This window comes from Bacteroides gallinarum DSM 18171 = JCM 13658, from assembly GCF_000374365.1.
Lineage (GTDB): Bacteria > Bacteroidota > Bacteroidia > Bacteroidales > Bacteroidaceae > Bacteroides > Bacteroides gallinarum.
Genome location: NZ_KB894133.1, coordinates 62,963 through 81,726, shown reverse-complemented (window position 1 = coordinate 81,726; position 18,764 = coordinate 62,963). Strand labels below are relative to the sequence as shown.

At 51.2% G+C, this 18,764-nt stretch carries 12 protein-coding genes; all 12 read right to left on the bottom strand.

Annotation, left to right across the window (positions count from 1 at the left end; translation table 11 throughout):
• Positions 1-380 precede the first annotated feature (380 nt).
• Positions 381-1,784: a glycoside hydrolase family 28 protein gene (locus tag C233_RS0112010; protein ID WP_018667834.1), complete on the bottom strand. Its 1,404-nt coding sequence runs from the start codon at positions 1,782-1,784 to the stop codon at positions 381-383.
• A 267-nt stretch (positions 1,785-2,051) separates the two neighbouring features.
• Positions 2,052-2,489, bottom strand: a complete 438-nt coding sequence (gene rpiB, locus C233_RS0112005) for a ribose 5-phosphate isomerase B (protein ID WP_018667833.1) — start codon at positions 2,487-2,489, stop codon at positions 2,052-2,054.
• An 87-nt stretch (positions 2,490-2,576) separates the two neighbouring features.
• Positions 2,577-4,586, bottom strand: a complete 2,010-nt coding sequence (locus C233_RS0112000; protein WP_018667832.1) for a transketolase family protein — start codon at positions 4,584-4,586, stop codon at positions 2,577-2,579.
• Positions 4,587-4,761: 175 nt separating this feature from the next.
• Positions 4,762-6,306, bottom strand: a complete 1,545-nt coding sequence (locus C233_RS0111995) for an alpha-N-arabinofuranosidase (RefSeq protein WP_018667831.1) — start codon at positions 6,304-6,306, stop codon at positions 4,762-4,764.
• Between the two features lie 88 nt (positions 6,307-6,394).
• Positions 6,395-8,740, bottom strand: coding sequence for a beta-L-arabinofuranosidase (locus tag C233_RS0111990; RefSeq protein ID WP_025068761.1), 2,346 nt, complete (start codon positions 8,738-8,740; stop codon positions 6,395-6,397).
• 203 nt (positions 8,741-8,943) lie between these two features.
• Entirely contained in the window at positions 8,944-10,542 is a 1,599-nt protein-coding gene (locus C233_RS0111985) for a xylulokinase (RefSeq protein WP_018667829.1), read from the bottom strand.
• Between the two features lie 151 nt (positions 10,543-10,693).
• Positions 10,694-12,202 (bottom strand): L-arabinose isomerase, encoded by a 1,509-nt coding sequence (gene araA / locus C233_RS0111980; RefSeq protein ID WP_018667828.1) that lies wholly within the window; start codon positions 12,200-12,202, stop codon positions 10,694-10,696.
• Between the two features lie 39 nt (positions 12,203-12,241).
• Positions 12,242-12,928 (bottom strand): L-ribulose-5-phosphate 4-epimerase, encoded by a 687-nt coding sequence (locus C233_RS0111975; protein ID WP_018667827.1) that lies wholly within the window; start codon positions 12,926-12,928, stop codon positions 12,242-12,244.
• A gap of 5 nt (positions 12,929-12,933) precedes the next feature.
• Positions 12,934-13,611 (bottom strand): NUDIX hydrolase, encoded by a 678-nt coding sequence (locus tag C233_RS0111970; RefSeq protein ID WP_018667826.1) that lies wholly within the window; start codon positions 13,609-13,611, stop codon positions 12,934-12,936.
• Between the two features lie 68 nt (positions 13,612-13,679).
• Positions 13,680-15,374 carry a sodium:solute symporter gene (locus tag C233_RS0111965; RefSeq protein ID WP_018667825.1) on the bottom strand — a complete coding sequence of 565 codons (1,695 nt, stop codon included), beginning with the start codon at positions 15,372-15,374 and terminating at the stop codon, positions 13,680-13,682.
• Positions 15,375-15,412: 38 nt separating this feature from the next.
• On the bottom strand, positions 15,413-16,552 hold the full coding sequence (locus tag C233_RS0111960; RefSeq protein WP_025068762.1) for an aldose epimerase family protein: 1,140 nt from the start codon (positions 16,550-16,552) through the stop codon (positions 15,413-15,415).
• Positions 16,553-16,838: 286 nt separating this feature from the next.
• Positions 16,839-18,746 carry an arabinan endo-1,5-alpha-L-arabinosidase gene (locus C233_RS0111955; protein ID WP_018667823.1) on the bottom strand — a complete coding sequence of 636 codons (1,908 nt, stop codon included), beginning with the start codon at positions 18,744-18,746 and terminating at the stop codon, positions 16,839-16,841.
• Positions 18,747-18,764: the final 18 nt, after the last annotated feature.

The window sequence follows — 18,764 nt, the reverse complement described above, 5'->3', positions numbered from 1 at the left end:
ATTCTGAGTTCCGGATTATTGAAGTACAAAGATAGTTTTTATTTAAAGACGATAGCCAACTTTACTGTGAAAAATAAGAAAATAAGGAGACGGCCGCGTATCTTGTTTTTCTTTACTCCGGGCGTTTGCGTCCGAAACATCAGGCGTTTGCTTCCCATACTCCCGGCGTTTATGCCGTAAAGCTCCGGCATTTCAGGAGCAAACTCCCGGTGTTTGCTTTGCTAACCCCGGGTATTCGGGAGATATAATAATCCCTTTGTCTTGGCCTTGGTTTATTACTATACAAAGCGCGACAAAGGGATTATTCCTTAGCAAATCTGTAATTTCTATATATCGATGCTACTTTTAAAACCCGGTGTAGCTTATCGATAGCTTATCGGTTATTTTACAAGCTCCCCGTTTATATACAAATTCTTGAACGTAATGTCTTTTGCTCCTTTTATCTGATTACCGCCTTTTTCTACGTTATTGAAACGGGAATCTTCCACACTTACATTGTAAACATGCTTGTCGTCGTCGAGTCCGATAATGAGCACGCCGAGCTTGCTCTTTTCGCAGGTTACGTTTTTGAGGTGTACGTTGCGCACGGTGGGAGCATAGCCACGGTTGCACTTTTCACGGTTTTCGTATTGCAGGTTGATGCGCAGTACGGCTTCGCGACACTGGCCGACGGTGACGTTGCGTACGAATACGTTCTCTATCAGTCCACCGCGGCAGGTACTGGTCTTGATGCGGATTACGCGGTCTAAGTTCGGGCTGTCCATACGGCAGTTCTCTACGAAGAGGTTGCGGTAACCGCCGGAAATCTCACTGCCGATAACTACACCGCCGTGGCCGTTCTTCATAAAACAGTTGCGTACGATGATATTTTCGCTGGGGATGTTCCATTTGCGTCCGTCCTGGTTGCGTCCGGACTTAATGGCTATGCAGTCATCGCCCGTATCGAAAGTACAGTTCTCTATCAGCACGTTTTTGCAAGATTCCGGGTCGCAGCCGTCTCCGTTGGGACCACGGTTGAATACATGCACGCCGCGCACGATAAGGCTTTCGCAAAACAGCGGGTGGATAACCCAGAACGGAGAGTTCAGCAGGGTTACGTCCTCTATCAGTATCGTGTTGCAGGAGTAGAGGTTGATAAGTTGCGGACGCATGCCGTCCTCGGGTTTCATGATGCGTTTGTAGATAGGAGTGGAGGTTTCGCCGTACATCAGCAGGCGTTCGCGTCCGCCATTGCGCTGGGCTACCATTCCTTCTTTCCAGCCGTAGCGGGGAGAACCGCACATCGGCCACCAGGCCTCTTTGGAACCTTGTCCGTCGATTGTACCTTTGCCGGTAATGGCGATGTTGGTTTCACCGTACGCATATATCAACGGACGGGCGTTGTAGCAGTCCAGACCTTCCCAGCGGGTAATCACCCCGGGGAAGTAAAGGCTTTGGTCGGTTGAGAATTTCAGCACGGCGCCTTCTTCCACATGGAAGTTTACATTGCTTTTCAGGGTGATAGGACCTGTGTAGAAAGTTCCTTTGGGCACTACTACCGTTCCGCCGCCATTCAAGCTGCATGTTACGATAGCCTGGTTGATAGCTTCATGGCAAGGCTCGTCCGGCGTATCGGGCTTCGCACCGAAATCCGTGATGAGATAGGTACGGTCGGGAAAGGATGTTTTCTTGATTTGTTTCTCTATTTTGGCACTTTCCTTGAATGCCTTGTCGAAATCTACCGGATTGGCTGTTGCCAGGGTTACCGATAGAAGCAGGGAGATGATTCCGATTACTTTCTTCATGCGTTTTTCTTTTATGTTTCTTTAAAATGGTAATTAGATTACGTTGGCAAAAGTAGGAAAACTCTCCAAATGGCGAGGGTTAGTTTTTGATTGAAAGTGTGTAATATTTGATTGGGGAGGCGGGAAATCCGCCTCCCGAGCTAAAAAAAATCATCCCATGAGACAATTTATTTCGTCTCATGGGATGATTTTTTTTAGCTCACGGGATAAATCTATCCGTCTTACGGGATGAAAGCAACCGGTCGAAGGACTCCCTTGATTGAGGGATTATTCTTTTACCGGTATCTTGTCTATCCGCCGTTGGTGGCGTCCGCCCTCGAACGGAGTATTGAAGAACTCCGTCATAATCATATCCGCTTCTTCGGTACTGATGAAGCGTCCCGGCATGACGAGGACATTGGCATCGTTATGCTGGCGGGACAAGTGAGCGATTTCCGCAGTCCAGCAAAGAGCTGCACGGATACCCTGATGCTTGTTGAGCGTCATGTTGATACCGTTTCCGCTGCCGCAGATAGCGATTCCCGGATAACACTCGCCCGCTTCGACGGCTTGTGCCAGTCGGTGGGCAAAGTCGGGATAGTCGCAACTCTCGGTAGAGTAAGTCCCGTAGTCTTTGTAAGGCCAGCCTTTTACTTCCAGCCAACCGCGGACATATTCTTTCAGTTCGAATCCGGCGTGGTCGGAACAAAGTCCAATTGTTTTCATATAATATAAAGCGATAAAGCGAAAGAGCGATAAAGTGGTAAAAAGCGGTAAAGCGCCTTACCACCTTATCCTATCATCCGCTTTTTGTTAAATCATTGATTTTACCTGTTTGTACACATTCTCCGCCGTGAAGCCCAGCTTTTCGTCCAACACCTTGTAAGGAGCGGAGAAACCGAATGACTCCAATCCCCAAACCTTGCCGTGAACACCTACCAGGCCTTCCAGCGTAACGGGCAAACCGGCTGTGAGGCCGAACACCTTCGCATCTGCCGGAATAATCGTTTCCTGATAACCCGGAGCCTGGCTGCGGAACAAACCTTCGGACGGGGCAGATACGATGCGGAGCTTGATGCCGTCTTTACGCAGCAATTCTGCACCGGCTACCAGCGTGGCTACTTCCGAACCGGAAGCAACGAGGATAACATCCGGGTTTTCGTCCGAACCGGCTACGATGTACGCGCCTTTGGCCGCCTGGCTGTAATCGTTTCCGGCAGGCAGGTTGACGATGTTCTGGCGGGAGAAAATCAAAGCTGTCGGCGTAGAGGTATTTTCCATGGCGAGTTTCCATGCCACGGTTGTTTCTTCCGCATCTGCCGGGCGAAGTACCAGCATGGAGTTGTGTCCCTTGTGATTCTTCAGCTTTTCCATTAAACGGATTTGCGCTTCCTGCTCTACCGGTTCGTGGGTAGGACCGTCTTCGCCTACGCGGAATGCGTCGTGCGTCCAGATGAACTTCACGGGGACTTCCATGAGGGCTGCCATACGTACGGCGGGTTTCATGTAGTCGGAGAATACGAAGAATGTTCCGCAAGCGGGAATGATACCGCCGTGCAGCGCCATACCGATGCAGCAGCATGCCATTGTCAGTTCCGATACGCCTGCCTGGAAGAATGCACCGCTGAAGTCGCCTTTCTTGAAGGCATGGGTCTTTTTCAGGAAGCCGTCCGTCTTGTCGGAGTTGGACAGGTCGGCAGAAGCAACCACCATGTTTTCTACCTGGGTGGCAAGGGCGCCCAATACGGTAGCCGATGCAGCGCGTGTAGCAGTGTTGGCTTTCTGTTCGATAGCAGCCCAGTTTACTTCGGGAGCTTTGCCGGAGAAGAACATCTCCAGCTTGGCGGCCTTTTCGGGGTTGGCTTTTGCCCATGCAGCTTTGGCTGCATATTTTTCCGCCATGATTTTCTTCAGTTCGGCAGCACGCTTGGCATAAAGCTCGGCTACTTCCGGGAAGATAACGAACGGATTTTCCGGGTTGCCGCCCAGGTTCTTGATTGTATTTACATAAGCGTCGCCGCCCAGGGGAGCGCCGTGAGTGGCGCAGTTGGCCTCGTAGCTGCTGCCGTCCGCTTTGCGGGCGCCTTTACCCATAACGGTATGGCCGATAATCAGTGTAGGACGTTCGGTCTCGGCTTTGGCCTGGTTGAGTGCGTCGCGGATAGCGTCTGCGTCGTTACCGTCGATTTTGATGACTTTCCAGCCCCATGCCTCGTACTTCTGGGCGGTATCTTCAATCGTTACGTCTTTCGTTTCGGTAGAAAGCTGGATGTCGTTTGCATCGTAGAACATGATGAGGTTATCCAGTCCCAGCGCACCGGCAATGCGGCCTGCGCCCTGCGAAATCTCTTCCTGGATGCCGCCGTCGGAGATATAGGCATAAATCGTCTGGTTCATTACCTCTTCGAAACGGGCTTTCATGAACTTGGCGGCAATGGCTGCCCCCACAGCGAAGGTATGGCCTTGTCCCAGCGGGCCGGAAGTGTTTTCGATGCCGCGCATGATGTCGCGCTCGGGATGTCCCGGCGTGGGGCTGCCCCATTGGCGGAACTCTTTGAGCTCGTCCAGCGTAAACTTGCCGGTCAGCGCCAGTGTGGAATAAAGCATCGGTGACATATGTCCCGGGTCGAGGAAGAAGCGGTCGCGACCTTCCCAGGCAGGATTCTCAGGGTCGTACACTAAGAACTCGGAGAAGAGTACATTCACGAAGTCGGCTCCACCCATAGCGCCGCCTGGGTGTCCGGAGTTGGCTTTCTCGACCATAGATGCAGCGAGGATACGGATGTTGTCCGCTGCGAGGTTCATAAGTTTCTTGTCGTTCATATTAAAATATAGTTATGATTTGAATGCTATATAAGCGGGTTGACAGCTTGTTTGTTAATCTTAACAGGGACAAAGATAACTCTTTATGTGCAATTCGCAACATAGAAAGCGGCTCTTTTTTCTTGCTTTTCCCGCCTGCTTCTTGTTTAAATTACAATAAGTTCGTACCGTTGATTTACTGTAACTCGACAGTAACAATCGATTTGGCGGGAAGTTTGATTTTCATTACTCCTTTATCGATTTTTATCTCTTTGAGAGGAACCAATTTTACTTTGTCGGGATTTTCGAAAGAATTGTAGTCGGTTATCTTGGCGGAGGTCAGCATTTCGCCTACCGCTTTTTTAGCCTGTATTCCCGGCAGATTTACAATAACTTCCCGCTCGTTGTCTACATCAACATTCGACAGGGAAATATGGATTTTTCCGTTCTTGTCTTTGGATGCCGTAGCACTGATAAGGGGCAGTGTACGGTTGTCGCGCACGGTTACCTGCTCGCAATCTCCCTCGAAGGGCAGGTAAGTGGCATCCTGGTGCACCTTGTACATCTTGAAAACATAGTAGGTGGGGGTCAGCACCATTTCCTTGCCTTTGGTCAGAATCATGGATTGGAGCACGTTGACAACCTGGGCTATGTTCGCCATTTTCAGGCGGTCGGTGTATTTATGGAAGATGTCGAGGGAGAGGGAAGCCACGAACGCATCGCGCAGCGTGTTTTGTTGGTAGAGGTGTCCCTTGATTGTACCCGGTTCTTCGTCCCACCATGTTCCCCATTCGTCGAGCATAAGGGCTACGTTCTTGTCCTTGTCGTATTCGTCCATAATGGCGCAGTGCTTCTTCAACACGTCTTCTATCTCGCGGCATTTGCCCATAGTCCAGTAATAATCGTCCTTGTCGAACTCCGTTGCAGAGCCTTTACTGCCGCTCCAGCCGGCCACGGTGTAATAGTGGAGCGAAAGGCCGTTCATGCGGCTGCCTACGCGTTCCATAAGCACTTTCGTCCAATTGTAGTCGTAATCGCTGGCGCCGCTGGCTATCTTGAACAGGTGGTTGCCGTCGTAGTTGCGGCAGTAGGTGGAGTAACGGCGGTAAAGGTCGGCATAGTATTCGGGGCGCATGTTTCCGCCGCAACCCCAGCTTTCATTGCCCACGCCGAGGTACTTGACCTTCCATGCCTTGTCGCGGCCGTTCTTCCGGCGCAGGTTCGCCATGGGGGAGTCGCCGTCGGAAGTCATGTATTCCACCCATTTGGCAAGCTCCTCAACGGTTCCGCTGCCTACGTTGCCGCTGATGTAAGGCTCGCAACCCAGCATCTCGCAGAGGTTGAGGAACTCGTGCGTACCGAAACTGTTGTCCTCGATAGTGCCGCCCCAGTTGTTGTTTACCATTTTAGGGCGGTTTTCCTTAGGACCGATGCCGTCCATCCAGTGGTACTCGTCGGCAAAGCAGCCGCCCGGCCAGCGGAGAACGGGGACTTGGAGTTCTTTCAGGGCATTGAACACGTCGGTACGGTAGCCGTTGATATTGGGTATGTCGGAGTTTTCGCCTACCCATAGCCCGCCATAGATGCAGGTTCCCAGGTGTTCGGCAAACTGGCCGTAGATTTCTTTGGGAATAATCTGTTTGCCTTGTTCGGCATGGAGCGTAATCGTTGCACTCTTTTGTGCGGACACCGATACGGATGCAGCTAAAAGGATACTGCTGAATAATAGTTTGTTTCTCATAATGGTTATTAGTTATATGATATTCGTAATGTAATGTTGTGTAATATTATGCAATGTTGCACGGCGGATGTTTCCGCCTGCCGTACCGCTATTTGAGCAAACGGACTTCGTAGATAGCCGGCGTCCATTCCGTACCGTCCGGGCTGAACCGTACCGTGTAGCTGCCGGCGCCTAATTGCCGGGGCAGGGAATAGGTGCTGGTTACGAAGCCCTCTTTATCGGGCTGGCTGATAACGGGGCTGGCGGCCAGTCTCTCGTCGTCGAGGAAGATTGCGGCTTTCATGCCGTCTTCTTTCCGCGTGGTAATCATTAGCTGTCCGGCTGTCTCCTTTACCTTCAGGTTGTAGCTGAACCAGCCTTTAGCACGCCGGAAGTGGCGGTCTTTGTCTGTTCCCGTTTCCGACTGGTCGTAGCGGATGCCGTGGTCGGACTCCGGCTGTTGCTCGCCGGGGAAAATAAGGTCTGCCGTCCGGTTGGCAAGCTCCGTTGCCCGGCGTTCGCGCAGCTCCGTTTCTTTGCGGATGCTTTCCGCCTCTGCCTCGGTTACCTGGTGGAAGTAGACGGCATAGCGGGAGTCGTGCAGCCGGAAGAAAGGTATCAGTTTCAGCGTCTTTCCTTGTGCGGGATAGATGTTTCCGGTGTAGTCGAATGCTATTTGTGCGTCGTCCGTTTTCCGGAGCGAGTTGGGCAGCGATGCGGGAGAGCCTACCAGCATCGGTATTTCCTGCAAGGAAACCTGCTTGCCGTGGGCGATGTGTCCGCCGCGGCTGTCGTCTGCATAAAGCCCGTCCATATTTTCCGTACCGGTGGGGCTGGCAAGTACGACGGGGCCGTACATGAATGCGTAAAAATGCTTCTTGTCCGGTATTTGTTCCAGGGTTATCCGCATCGGCAGGTTCAGTACGATTTCGTCTCCGGCTTTCCATTTGCGGCTAATCGTGAGATATTCTCCCGGAGCGGCATGTATCTCCTGCTTTTTCCCGTTTACGGAAACGCTTGCGCCTTCCGCCCAGGAGGGATAACGGAGTTTGAGGCTGAATGCTTTTTTATGCCCTTTTTCCACCCGGAACCTGATTTGTTCTTCATCGGGGAAGCGGGTTTCCTGTACCAGGGTAATCCCTTTCTCCTTCCAGGTAAGCCGGGAGGGGATAAAGAGGTTTACGTAAAGCGTGTCCTGGGCGTGTGCATAGATGAATTCGCCGTATTTGGTATGGTTTTCCAGTCCCGAGCCGACGCAGCACCACATGGACGTTTCCGGCTGCGAGTAAACGCGGTAGTGCCCCGGACGCATGGGAGTGAAATACACGAATCCGCCCTTTACAGGCTGTTGCGAGGCAAGGATATGGTTGTATAAGGCGCGTTCGTAATAATCGGTGAAACGGATGTCGGGAGAAGTCCGGAAAAGCATCTTCGTGAGGCGGAGCATATTGTAGGTGTTGCAGGTTTCCGGGCCTTGTACGTCCTCGAGCATGGAGGTGAAATTGTCCGCCGGATGAAAATGCTCGCGTACGCTGTTGCCGCCGATGCAGACGGAACGGTGGCCGACGACGGTGTTCCAGAAGAAGCGGGCGGCATGGTCCCACTCCCGGTCTTGTGTAAGGTCGGCGATACGCTTATAGCCGATAACCTTCGGTATCTGCGTGTTGGCATGCATACCCGTCAGGCAGTCTTTGTTGTCGGTGAGAGGGTCGAGAAGCACCCTATGGGAGAAACGGCGTGCCAGTTCCAGGTATTTCCGGTCGCCCGTAATGTCGGCAACATCGGCGAATACCTCGTTCAGCCCTCCGTGCTCGCTGCGGAGCATATCTTGTATTTGTCCGTCGGTAAGCCCTGCCGTGATGTCTGTCATCCAGTCGGTGAGGGCAATCAGCATCCGGCGGGCAAGTTCGCTTCCTGCATAAAGGTAGGCGTCGCGAAGTCCGGCATAGGTCTTGTGTATGTTATAAAGGGGAACCCATTTGCCGTTGAGGTCGAAACTTCCGGGGCGGATATTCCCCGCCTTGATTTCTTTCCAAAGTTGCAGGCTTCCGGGAGTTCCTCCGATGAAACCCGTGCCTACGGCTTGCTGTGCCCGGTACAATTCGTTCAGCATATAGTCCAGCCGGTTATATACGGCTGTATCCCCGGTAGCGGCATACATCATGGCGAGTGCGGAGAGGTAATGTCCGCCGATGTGTCCGTCCAGTCCGGTATTTTCCCAGTTGGTATAGCTCGGCGCTTTGGGGGTGAGCCCGGCTTCGCGCAGGAAAGGGGCGAGCAATCGGTCGGGGTTCATGGACATTATATAATGTAAGTCGGTCTGTTGTGCTTGCAGGAAAGGGCTTTCCAGCAACTCGACATCTTGCAGGGGGAAGTAGGATACTGCTTGCCGTGTTTGGGCTTTTCCGGTCAGGAGAAAGAGGAATAGTAGTAGACAGGTAAGTGGTGATTTCATTTGTATCAGGTTTTTTAAAGAATGAAGGATAGCTTCTTTGATACGGACGAATGTACCGGGAGTCGCTCCGGCGCCGACAGCACCCATGCGGCGGCCGCAGCTCCTCCCGCTACGATTGCATCCGTCATTATTCCCGTGCCTTTTGCCTGCCGTTCCCCTGGGACGGGTTTCTTGCGAGGCTGCCGGCCGTTATTCTACGGGAATTACTTTTTATATTCGACTGCTGCCGCTTCGACAGGCAATCCGGCCTTGTAGTTTTCGATATATGCGTTGAAGCCTGCTACGTCTTCGGCTGTCGGCGATATCTCGATGCCGGCATCTCCGTCGAATACGTTTTCGTCCAGGAAGTCGGCGAGCGATTGCTTCTTCTCGTTGTTCACAAGGTATGAGCCGAGCAGGGCGATACCCCATGCGCCGCCTTCGCCGGCTGTCTCCATAACGGAGATTGGGGAGTTTATGGCTGCTGCAAGCACTCTCTGGCCTACGCCTTTCGTCTTGAACAACCCTCCGTGTCCCGTAATCCTGTCGACTTTGATTTTCTCCTCTTTGAAGAGGATATCGTTGCCTATCTTGAGCACTCCGACCGAAGCGTACAAATGAGCCCGCATGAAATTGGCGAGGTTGAACTTGTCGTTTGCCGAACGTACGAACAGCGGTCTGCCGTCTGCCAGCCCCGTTACAGGCTCTCCCGAGATGTAGTTGTACGAAATGAGTCCTCCGCAGTCCGCATTGCCCGTGAGCGCGTGGTTGTAGAGCTTTCCGTATATCTCATCCATGTCTACGGGGATGCCCAGTAGCTCCTGGTACTCTTTGAACAGGCCTACCCAGGCATTGAGGTCGGAAGTACAGTTATTGCAATGTACCATGGCTACAAGGCTTCCGTCGGGGGTTGTCACCATGTCTATCATTTCGTATGGCTTCGACAGTTCTTTTTCCAGTACAATCATGGAGAACGAGGATGTACCTGCCGATACGTTTCCCGTGCGTTGCTTTACGGCGTTGGTTGCAACCATGCCCGTACCGGCGTCTCCTTCGGGGGGGCAAACCGGTATTCCTGCTTTCAGATGTCCCGATACATCGAGCTTTCCGGCTCCTTCGGGCGTAAGGAAACCTGCGTTCTCGCCTGCCGGCAGTACTTTGGGCAGAATGTCCTGCAATTTCCAGCCATATCCTTTCGGAGCAATCAGGTTATCGAATTTGGCTATCATTCCGGCGGAATAATTCTTGGTGGCGGGGTCTATGGGTAGCATGCCCGACGCATCGCCTATGCCCAATACCTTTTGTCCCGTTATCTGCCAGTGTACGAATCCGGCAAGCGTTGTCAGGTAGTCTATATCCTTCACGTGTTCTTCATTATCCAGGATAGCCTGGTACAGGTGGGAGATACTCCACCTCAGCGGGATGTTATAGACGAACAGTTCCGACAGGGCTGCCGCTGCCTGGGCAGTGTTGGTGTTTCTCCATGTACGGAAGGGCACGAGAATTTCCTCTTTCCCGTTGAATGCCATGTAGCCGTGCATCATGGCGCTGACGCCTATTGCCGCCAGGGTTTCTATCTCCGTGTCGTACAACTCTTTTACGTTCGAACGGAGGTCGGCGTAGCAATCCTGCAATCCGTACCAGATAGCCTCGACACTATACGTCCACAGTCCGTCTACCAACTGGTTTTCCCATGTGTGGCTTCCCTGGGCAATCGGTTTGTTTTCCTGGTCAATCAAAACAGCCTTTATCCGTGTCGAGCCGAATTCTATGCCGAGAACGGCTTTGCCTGCTTCGATTGTCGATTTTGCATCTGATTTCATAAGTAATGATTTAAGAGGCTGTGCCGAAACCCTTTTCTTGCCGCAGATTACGCGGATTGTCGCAGATTGCCTGTATCGTTGATAGATTGTTTGGTTTCAATCTGTGCTAATCCGTGTAGTCTGCGGTGAATTCCGGCACATCCTCGGGGTTTTAACAAAGCGCTTTGTTCAGCATATAATATACCTCGTTCATGCGCAGTTCTTTCTTGAACTCGCTGATAGTGGTATTTTCGTCGATAACCACCATTTCGATGCCTGCCATTTCTGCAAAGTCCTCCCAGTATTCTACGGTAAGGTCGTAAGAGAAGCTGGTATGGTGTGTGCCGCCTGCCAGAATCCATGCTGCCGCACCTACTTCGAGGTTGGGCATCGGAATCCACAAGGCGCTTGCCACGGGAAGTTTCGGGAGCGGCTTGCTCTTGATGCATTCCACCTTGTTCACGATAAGGCGGAAACGGTTGCCCAGGTCTACGATTGTTGCCGCTACACCTTCGCCTTGCTTGCTGGTGAATACGAGGCGGGCGGTTTCACTGTCGATACCGATACTCAGGCGGTGTACTTCCAGTTTCGGCTTCTGCTCGGCTATCAACGGGCATACTTCCAGCATGTGTGCTTGTAGGATAGCGCTCTTTTCACCGTCGAAGTTCAGGGTATAGTCCTCCAGGAAGGAGCATCCGTTCGGCATGCCCTGGCTCATGAACCAGGTGGTGCGGTAAAGGGCAGCCGTTTTCCAGTCGCCTTCCGCTCCGAAGCCGTAACCTTCCGCCATGAGGCGTTGGGATGCCAGGCCGGGGATTTGGTCGAAGTCGCCCAAGTCGTTGAAATTGGTTGTGAAACCTTTGGCGCCCGTGTCTTTCAGTACGCGGCGGATAGCGATTTCCGCTTTGGCAGAGTTCCACACTTTAGTGTAGGCTTCCGTACCTTCCTGCTCGAGGGCGGCATCGTGGTCGTAAAGCCGGAAGTATTCCGCAACGAGGGCTTTTACATCGGCGTCATCGACGGCATTGTAGTAGGTCATGACATCGTTGATAGGGTAGTAGTCTACATGGTAGCCCAATACCTGCTCGGCGCTTACCTTATCGCCGTCCGTTACGGCTACGTTGTTCATCTGGTCGCCGAAACGGATGATGAGCATATCCTGTGCATCGGCCCATGCGGCAGCCACGCGCATCCATGCGGCAATCTGTTTTTGGGCTTTTTCATCCTGCCAGTGGCCTACCACTACCTTGCGGTTCTTGCGCATACGGGTAACGATGTGCCCGAATTCGCGGTCGCCGTGGGCAGACTGGTTCAGGTTCATGAAGTCCATATCCATTGTTTCCCAGGGAATTTCTTTGTTGAACTGCGTGTGGAAGTGCAGCAACGGCTTCTTCAGTTCCTGCAAGCCGTGAATCCACATTTTGGCAGGAGAGAAGGTGTGCATCCAGGTGATAACGCCGATACATTTCTCGTCGTTATTGGCTGCCTTGAAAGCGGCGGTTACTTCCTTGGAGGAGTTTACCGTACCTTTATATACCACTTTTACGGGCAGGCGGCCGGAATCGTTCAGACCTTTTACCATTTCGTTACTGTGTGCGTCTACTGCCACTACTGCGTCACCTCCGTAAAGAAGCTGTGCTCCTGTTACGAACCATACTTCATATTGATTAAATGCGTTCATACTGTTTTTAATTTTATTGGTTTCTTATACGTTAATACTTTATTTCTGCCCGTAATAGGCGTTCGGTCCGTGCTTCCGGCTGAAATGCTTCTCTACGAGCAGCGGATTCATCGTCAGGTGCGGATTGACGGCATAGGCTATCGACGCCATTTTAGCCACCTGCTCCATGACTACGGCGTTGTGTACCGCATCGTGGGCGTCCTTTCCCCAGGAGAAGGGGCCGTGGTTCTTTACCAGCACTCCGGGGGTGTGAACGGGGTTCAGCCCTTCGAAGCGTTTCACGATTACGTTGCCGGTTTCCAGCTCATACGCTCCTTTTACCTCCTCCTCTGTCATATCGCCGGTGCAGGGTATGGCGTCGTGGAAATAATCGGCATGGGTGGTTCCTATGTTGGGTATGTCGCAACCGGCCTGTGCCCAGGCGGTGGCATAGGTGGAGTGCGTATGCACCACGCCGCCGATTTCCGGGAATGCCTTGTAAAGCACTACGTGGGTAGGAGTGTCGGAAGAGGGTTTCAGGCTGCCTTCCACTACGTTGCCGTCGAGGTCTACGACAACCATGTCTTCCGCCTTCATATCATCGTAGCTTACTCCGCTGGGTTTGATGACGACCAGTCCCGTGGCACGGTCGATAGCCGATACGTTTCCCCATGTGAAGATTACGAGTCCGTGTTTCACCAAATCGAGGTTGGCACGAAATACTTTTTCTTTCAGTTCTTCTAACATAATGATTAAATTTTAAACTTCGGCGCCTTGCGGTATGCCTTTTCATTGAACTGGTACAGGGCTGCACCGCGTTTGGAACCTGTTTTATCAATCTTGTCCGTTTTTTCTATATAGTCCATTTCGGCTATTCGCTTGCGGAAGTTCCGCTTGTCGATACTTTCGCCGTAAATGGCTTCATACAGGCTTTGCAGTTGCGAGAGTGTGAACAGCCGGGGCAGCAGGTTGAAGCCGATAGGTTCGGTAGATGCCTTCTGCTGCATCAGCGTACGTGCTTTCTCCACCATTGCCGGGTGGTCGAAAATCAGCGGTGGCAGTTCATTGATGTTTACCCAGAAAGCATTGTGCTGCTGCACTAAATCCTTGTCGTATTCGTTGATATTGACCAGCGCATAGTAGGCTACGGAGATAACCCGTTCGCCGGGGTCGCGGTCGATAGCGCCGAAGGAACCGACTTGTTCCATATATACATCGTCCAGTCCGGTCAGTTCGGCAAGCACCCGTTTGGCGGCGTCGTCCACGCTTTCGTTCTCCTGGACGAAGCCTCCCATTAACGACCAGTTGCCCATTGCCGGTTCGAAATTCCTTTTCAGCAACAGCAGGTGCAACTCGCCTTCGTTGAAGCCGAAAATGATACAGTCGATACCGACGTAGAACTTAGGATTGGAACTGTAGTAATTACTCATATATTATATTTTACTCTGATTACAGGATTCGTTTCATGTATATCGATACTTTCCCATACGGGTGGGCTTTACCAGAAGTAGCAGTAGAATGCTGCGGTGATACCCAGGATGATTACCGTATGGATAATATCCCAGTGGTTCCAACTGGCACGTGTGGTAGCTCTCTGCTCGGGTGTGGATGTGCCGAATACCAGGCCTTGTATTTTCTCCGCACTCGGCGCTTCGGTCATCAGGCTCACTACGACTACCACGATAATGCAGAACAGGAACATCCAGCCGCAGAAGAACAGCCAGTTCAAATCGTAGAACAGGTATTTGAACAAGGAGCTGTCCGTTACCGCTGCATTACTGTAATATACCTTTGCCCCCAGGCGGGTAAGACCGATAATCATACCGGCAATCAGTCCCCACATACCGCCTTTGGCGGAAGTACGTTTCCAGCAGATACCCAAAAGGAATGCGGCGGCAATACCGGGAGCCAATACGGATTGTACGTCTTGCAGGTAGGTGTAAAGAACATCGCCTACGCTACGCATGATAGGAATCCACAGGATACCCAGCACCACGATAACCACCGTTGCGATTTGTCCGATACCTACCAGCTTCTTTTCCGGAGTTTCCGGTTTGAAGCGTTTGTAAAAGTCGATTGTGAAGAGCATGGCCGACGAATTGAACAGGGAAGCCAGCGAACTCATCAGTGCGGCAAGGATACCGCAAACCACCAGCCCTTTCACTCCGGCAGGGAGCAGTTTGGCTACCAGGGTGGGGAAAGCTGCGTCTGCATTGGCAGTACCGTTGGCGAGCAGGGGAAGGAAACCTTCGCCGCCCGCTCCGATGTATTTCTGATGCAGTGCAAAGGCAATCATACCCGGAATCAGGAACAGGAATACCGGTAACAGTTTCAGGTATGCACCGAAGATAGTACCGCGGCGCGCCTCTTTTTCATTTTTTCCGGAAAGTACACGCTGTACGATGAACTGGTCGGTACACCAATACCAGAAACCGATAATCGCCGAGCCTACTAACGCGCCTAACCACGGGAAATTGGGGTCGTTGTTGTCGCGGATGAGCTGGGTCATGGTATCTCCGTATTCGTTGACGGTGACCGCACCGCATATACTCATCATTTCTTCCCAGCCGCCCAGCTCTTTAAAACCGAGTACGAGGATGATAAGCGACCCCAGCAATAGGATAGGGGTTTGCAGTACCGATGTGTAAAGCACGGATTTCATGCCGCCGAAGACGGTATAAAGCGCCGTCAGCACAACCAGGCCGATAGCTGCAATCCAGAAGAAGTCTATCCCCCACAATTCTTTGATACCGAATACCTGCTGGAATACCAGGCCGCCGGCATATACGGTTACAGCTACTTTTGTCAGCACATAGCTGATTAATGAAATAACGGAGAGGATTGTACGCGATTGCGGATTGTAACGGCGTTCCAGGAATTCGGGCATCGTGAATACCATGCTTCGCGAATAGAACGGTACGAATACCCAGCCCAGAATTAAAATCATCCAGCCTTGTATTTCCCAATGCGCCATTGCCATACCACTGGATGCACCGGCGCCTGCCAGTCCGATTAAGTGTTCCGAACCAATATTGGATGCGAAAATAGATGCACCAATGGCAAGCCAGGTAGCGTCGCGTCCACCTAAGAAATAATCAGCGGAGTCGTTTTGTTTTTGTTTGACGACCCAAACAATGATACCTATCAGAGCCAGGAAAAAGATTCCGATGACTAACCAATCTAATGTTCCCACGATAATAATGATTTAAAAGGTTATTATTTATTTCTCTACTATTTCTCTACCGAGAATTTGAAAATACATTCGCTGTTGTAAGTCTGTCCCTGTTCCAGGATTACGGACGGCCATTGCGGTTTGTTGGGGCTGTCGGGGTAATGCTGTGTTTCCAGGCATACGGAAGCACGCTGATTGTAAACGATGCCTTTCTTGCCTTTTACGCTCCCGTCCAGGAAGTTGCCGCTGTACACCTGTATACCCGGTTCATTGGTGTAGACTTCTACACTGATACCGCTTTCGGGAGAGGTGAGTTTGGCAGCGAGCTGTTTGATGTCTCCGCCGGTGTTCAGCACCCAGTTGTGGTCGTAGCCGTTGCCGTTTTTAAGTTGTACGAAATCGAAGTCGGCAATGTCTTGTCCTACTGCTTTCGGAGTAGTGAAGTCCATGGGTGTGTCTTTTACGGTCACTATCTCTCCGGTAGTCATAAAGGTACTGTCTACAGGAGTATAGTTATCCGCATTTACATACAGGATATGGTCTGTGGCTGCTTTGGAGGGGTTGCCGGACAGGTTGAAGTAAGAATGGTTCGTCATGTTGATAACCGTTTTCTTGTCTGTCGTCGCGCTGTATTTAATGTCTATGGCATTGTCGTCCGTCAGCTTGAAGAGGACTTTGGCTGTTACATTACCCGGGAAATTGTTGTCGCCGTCCGGAGAGAAGCGTGTCAGTTCCAGGGTCGTTTCATCAATGGGGTTGGCTTCGTACATCTGGTATTGCCACCCTTTGGGACCTCCGTGCAGGCAGTGTCCGAAGTTGTTCTGCGGTAATTGGATTGTATCTCCGTCCAATACTATTTTTCCCCGGTTTATTCTGTTGGCGTAGCGTCCGATAGATGCACCGAAGTCGCTCGGAACGTTGATGTAGTCGGCTATGCTGTCGAAACCGAGAACCACATCCTGCATTTCCCCGTTTTTGTCGGGAACCATAACAGATACGATGCGTCCGCCGAAGTTGGTGATACATACTTCCATGCCTGCCTTATTCTTCAATGTGTAAAGATTGGTCTGGGCATCGTTCACTACTGTCTGGAATTTTGTCGGGTCAAGACCGGAAAGAGTAAGTTCCGTCTGGCTTTTCTGTGTGCAGGAAGCTAACATCAATGTAGCTATTCCGGCAAGAATAATGTGATTTCTCATGGTGTTATTTTGTTTGAAAATTAGATTCTTATCTTATTTCGGGTGTAAAAGTAACACTTTTATTTAGTGTAATATATACACTTTAGTATGTTGTGTAACATAAAATGTAAAAGAATCTGCATCGAAATAAGATTTTTTTGCCCAGAAACGCTTTTAGAAGGGGAGGAGAGTGGTCTGAGCCGTATACTGAAAGCTGTCCCGGCCGTATGCAGAGTCCGGCTCTGTGTACGGCCGGGAGCAGCTCATGTCTTTTCCGTTCCTATCCGGTATGTATAGGGAAGGAGGATTAGTTGATTTTCTTTCCCCAGTAGGTCTTGTTGTTTCCGTAGGCGGCGTAAACTATGGTATGCGTTCTCGGACTGGCCTCCCAGTCTGTTTCGCGTTGCAGGTAAAGGTCGATACCGTTGGCTGTCAGAATTTGGTTTTCTGCATCATAGCTCCATGTACCGCCTTTCCATGTTCCCTCGGTTATGGTATGGTCGGCAGCCAGTGTCATGGTTACCGATTCTTTTTGAATTCCGTAGTTGTAAGACAAGTCTATGTGCTCCCAGTTTCCGATGAGTTCTTCTTCGGTAATAGCTACCTGGGGAACTGCTCCGTAGCGTTCGGGCATAACCAAAGGCCAGCCGTCCTTAGTCCAGCGGATGCTGCGTACATGTCCCAACATGAGGGCGTTACTGTACGTATTTCCTTCCACATTTTCCGGGAACCGGCCTTGCGAGGCATAAAACCAGTTGCCGTTTCCGTCGTCGAAGATACAGCAGTGCGAGATGCCTACCCAACCGTGGCTATTATTGAACTTATACGGGTGGGTCACTACGGGTAAGATGTCACCTCCGTTTGCAGTAGCATTCGTACCGTCCATACCCAGGTACGGACCGGCAATATTAGTGGCACGTGCTACACGGGTATTGTAAGGTACTCCTACCGCATCATAAGCCAGGAACAGGTAGTAATATCCGTCGCGGTAAATCACTTCGGGAGCTTCCGAAGCTTGCCAGCGGTCGTTCATTCTACGGGTGGCTATCAACTGTCCATAGGCGGCGATACCTTCATCGCCGTTACTCCAAGGAGTGGGGAGGTCGGCTTTTACCTTGCCGGTTTCTGCATCCAGTTCTACTATGGCTATGCCGCTGTGCCAGGAGCCGTAGACTAAGTAATGCCTTCCGTCGTTATCGATGATATAGCAGGGGTCGATAGCGTTCCATTTGTAGTAGCAGTTTGCATAATCGTCCGAGGCGACATTGAAGTTTAATCCCTTGTCCGATGCGTTGGTAATGACGTAACCTTTATCCACCCAGCCGTCGTTGTTGGCAGGGTTGTCGTTCTCCATTACACCGATAAAAGCGCGTTCGCTCCATGTACCGTTACCGTTCAGCGTACCGGGACAGACTATGGAGTAATACATACGGTACAAACCGTTTCTGACTTTCCGTACACAAGGAGCCCAGCAGTAGTTAGTACCGAAAGTCGCTTCAACGGCTGTGGTGGCAGCCAGCCCCATAGTAGCACGAATTTCATTCAGTTTGGGAATAACCCACTCTGGCAGGCTTCGCATGGTTCCGCCCAGATATTCCCAGTCTACTAAATTCTTCGAGCGTCGTGCGTGGATATGTCCGCCTGCGGCATGTGCATCGCCATACGAGGCATCGGTTTGATACATATAATAATATCCGTCCTCGGCCAAGACTATTGTCGGGTCGTGTACGTTGCTCAAATTCCATTGGGTACGGTTAGACCAGTCGGAGATATTTACATAATAATCTTCGTATGCCGGAGCCACGTAGCTCTTGAGTTGTTCTTCAAGGCTTTGGGCTGCTGTGGTCGATGTAACTGTTTCCGAGTAAGTGTAATGGCTGTTGCCGTAAACGTATGCGCGTATGTAATAAGTCGTATTGCCCATTAAGCCGGAGATAGTTGCACTGAAATTTTCGTCCGCTTCCACTACATTGTCTTTGATAGTAGGATTTTGGGCATTTACACTATAGCAGAATCCTCTCTTGGCTACGTTGTTCAGGTTGCCGGTGACCGATGAATTAACGGTTAGTGAAGTGCTTGTAATTGCAGTTACTTCGGGAGCGGCTATGGTTATATCGCTGTTTCTATTGTATTCGATATTGTCCAGTCCGTCGGAGCAAGCCGTGAAAACGCAGACCGTCAGCAGGGATATAAAGAAAAATGTTAGCTTTTTCATTTGATTGGTAATTTTTTA

Excerpts from the sequence above, each read along its gene's own strand:
- C233_RS0112010 (WP_018667834.1), bottom strand. The coding sequence starts at position 1,784 with ATGAAGAAAGTAATCGGAATCATCTCCCTGCTTCTATCGGTAACCCTG.
- rpiB (WP_018667833.1), bottom strand. The coding sequence starts at position 2,489 with ATGAAAACAATTGGACTTTGTTCCGACCACGCCGGATTCGAACTGAAA.
- C233_RS0112000 (WP_018667832.1), bottom strand. The coding sequence starts at position 4,586 with ATGAACGACAAGAAACTTATGAACCTCGCAGCGGACAACATCCGTATC.
- C233_RS0111995 (WP_018667831.1), bottom strand. The coding sequence starts at position 6,306 with ATGAGAAACAAACTATTATTCAGCAGTATCCTTTTAGCTGCATCCGTA.
- C233_RS0111990 (WP_025068761.1), bottom strand. The coding sequence starts at position 8,740 with ATGAAATCACCACTTACCTGTCTACTACTATTCCTCTTTCTCCTGACC.
- C233_RS0111985 (WP_018667829.1), bottom strand. The coding sequence starts at position 10,542 with ATGAAATCAGATGCAAAATCGACAATCGAAGCAGGCAAAGCCGTTCTC.
- araA (WP_018667828.1), bottom strand. The coding sequence starts at position 12,202 with ATGAACGCATTTAATCAATATGAAGTATGGTTCGTAACAGGAGCACAG.
- C233_RS0111975 (WP_018667827.1), bottom strand. The coding sequence starts at position 12,928 with ATGTTAGAAGAACTGAAAGAAAAAGTATTTCGTGCCAACCTCGATTTG.
- C233_RS0111970 (WP_018667826.1), bottom strand. The coding sequence starts at position 13,611 with ATGAGTAATTACTACAGTTCCAATCCTAAGTTCTACGTCGGTATCGAC.
- C233_RS0111960 (WP_025068762.1), bottom strand. The coding sequence starts at position 16,552 with ATGAGAAATCACATTATTCTTGCCGGAATAGCTACATTGATGTTAGCT.
- C233_RS0111955 (WP_018667823.1), bottom strand. The coding sequence starts at position 18,746 with ATGAAAAAGCTAACATTTTTCTTTATATCCCTGCTGACGGTCTGCGTT.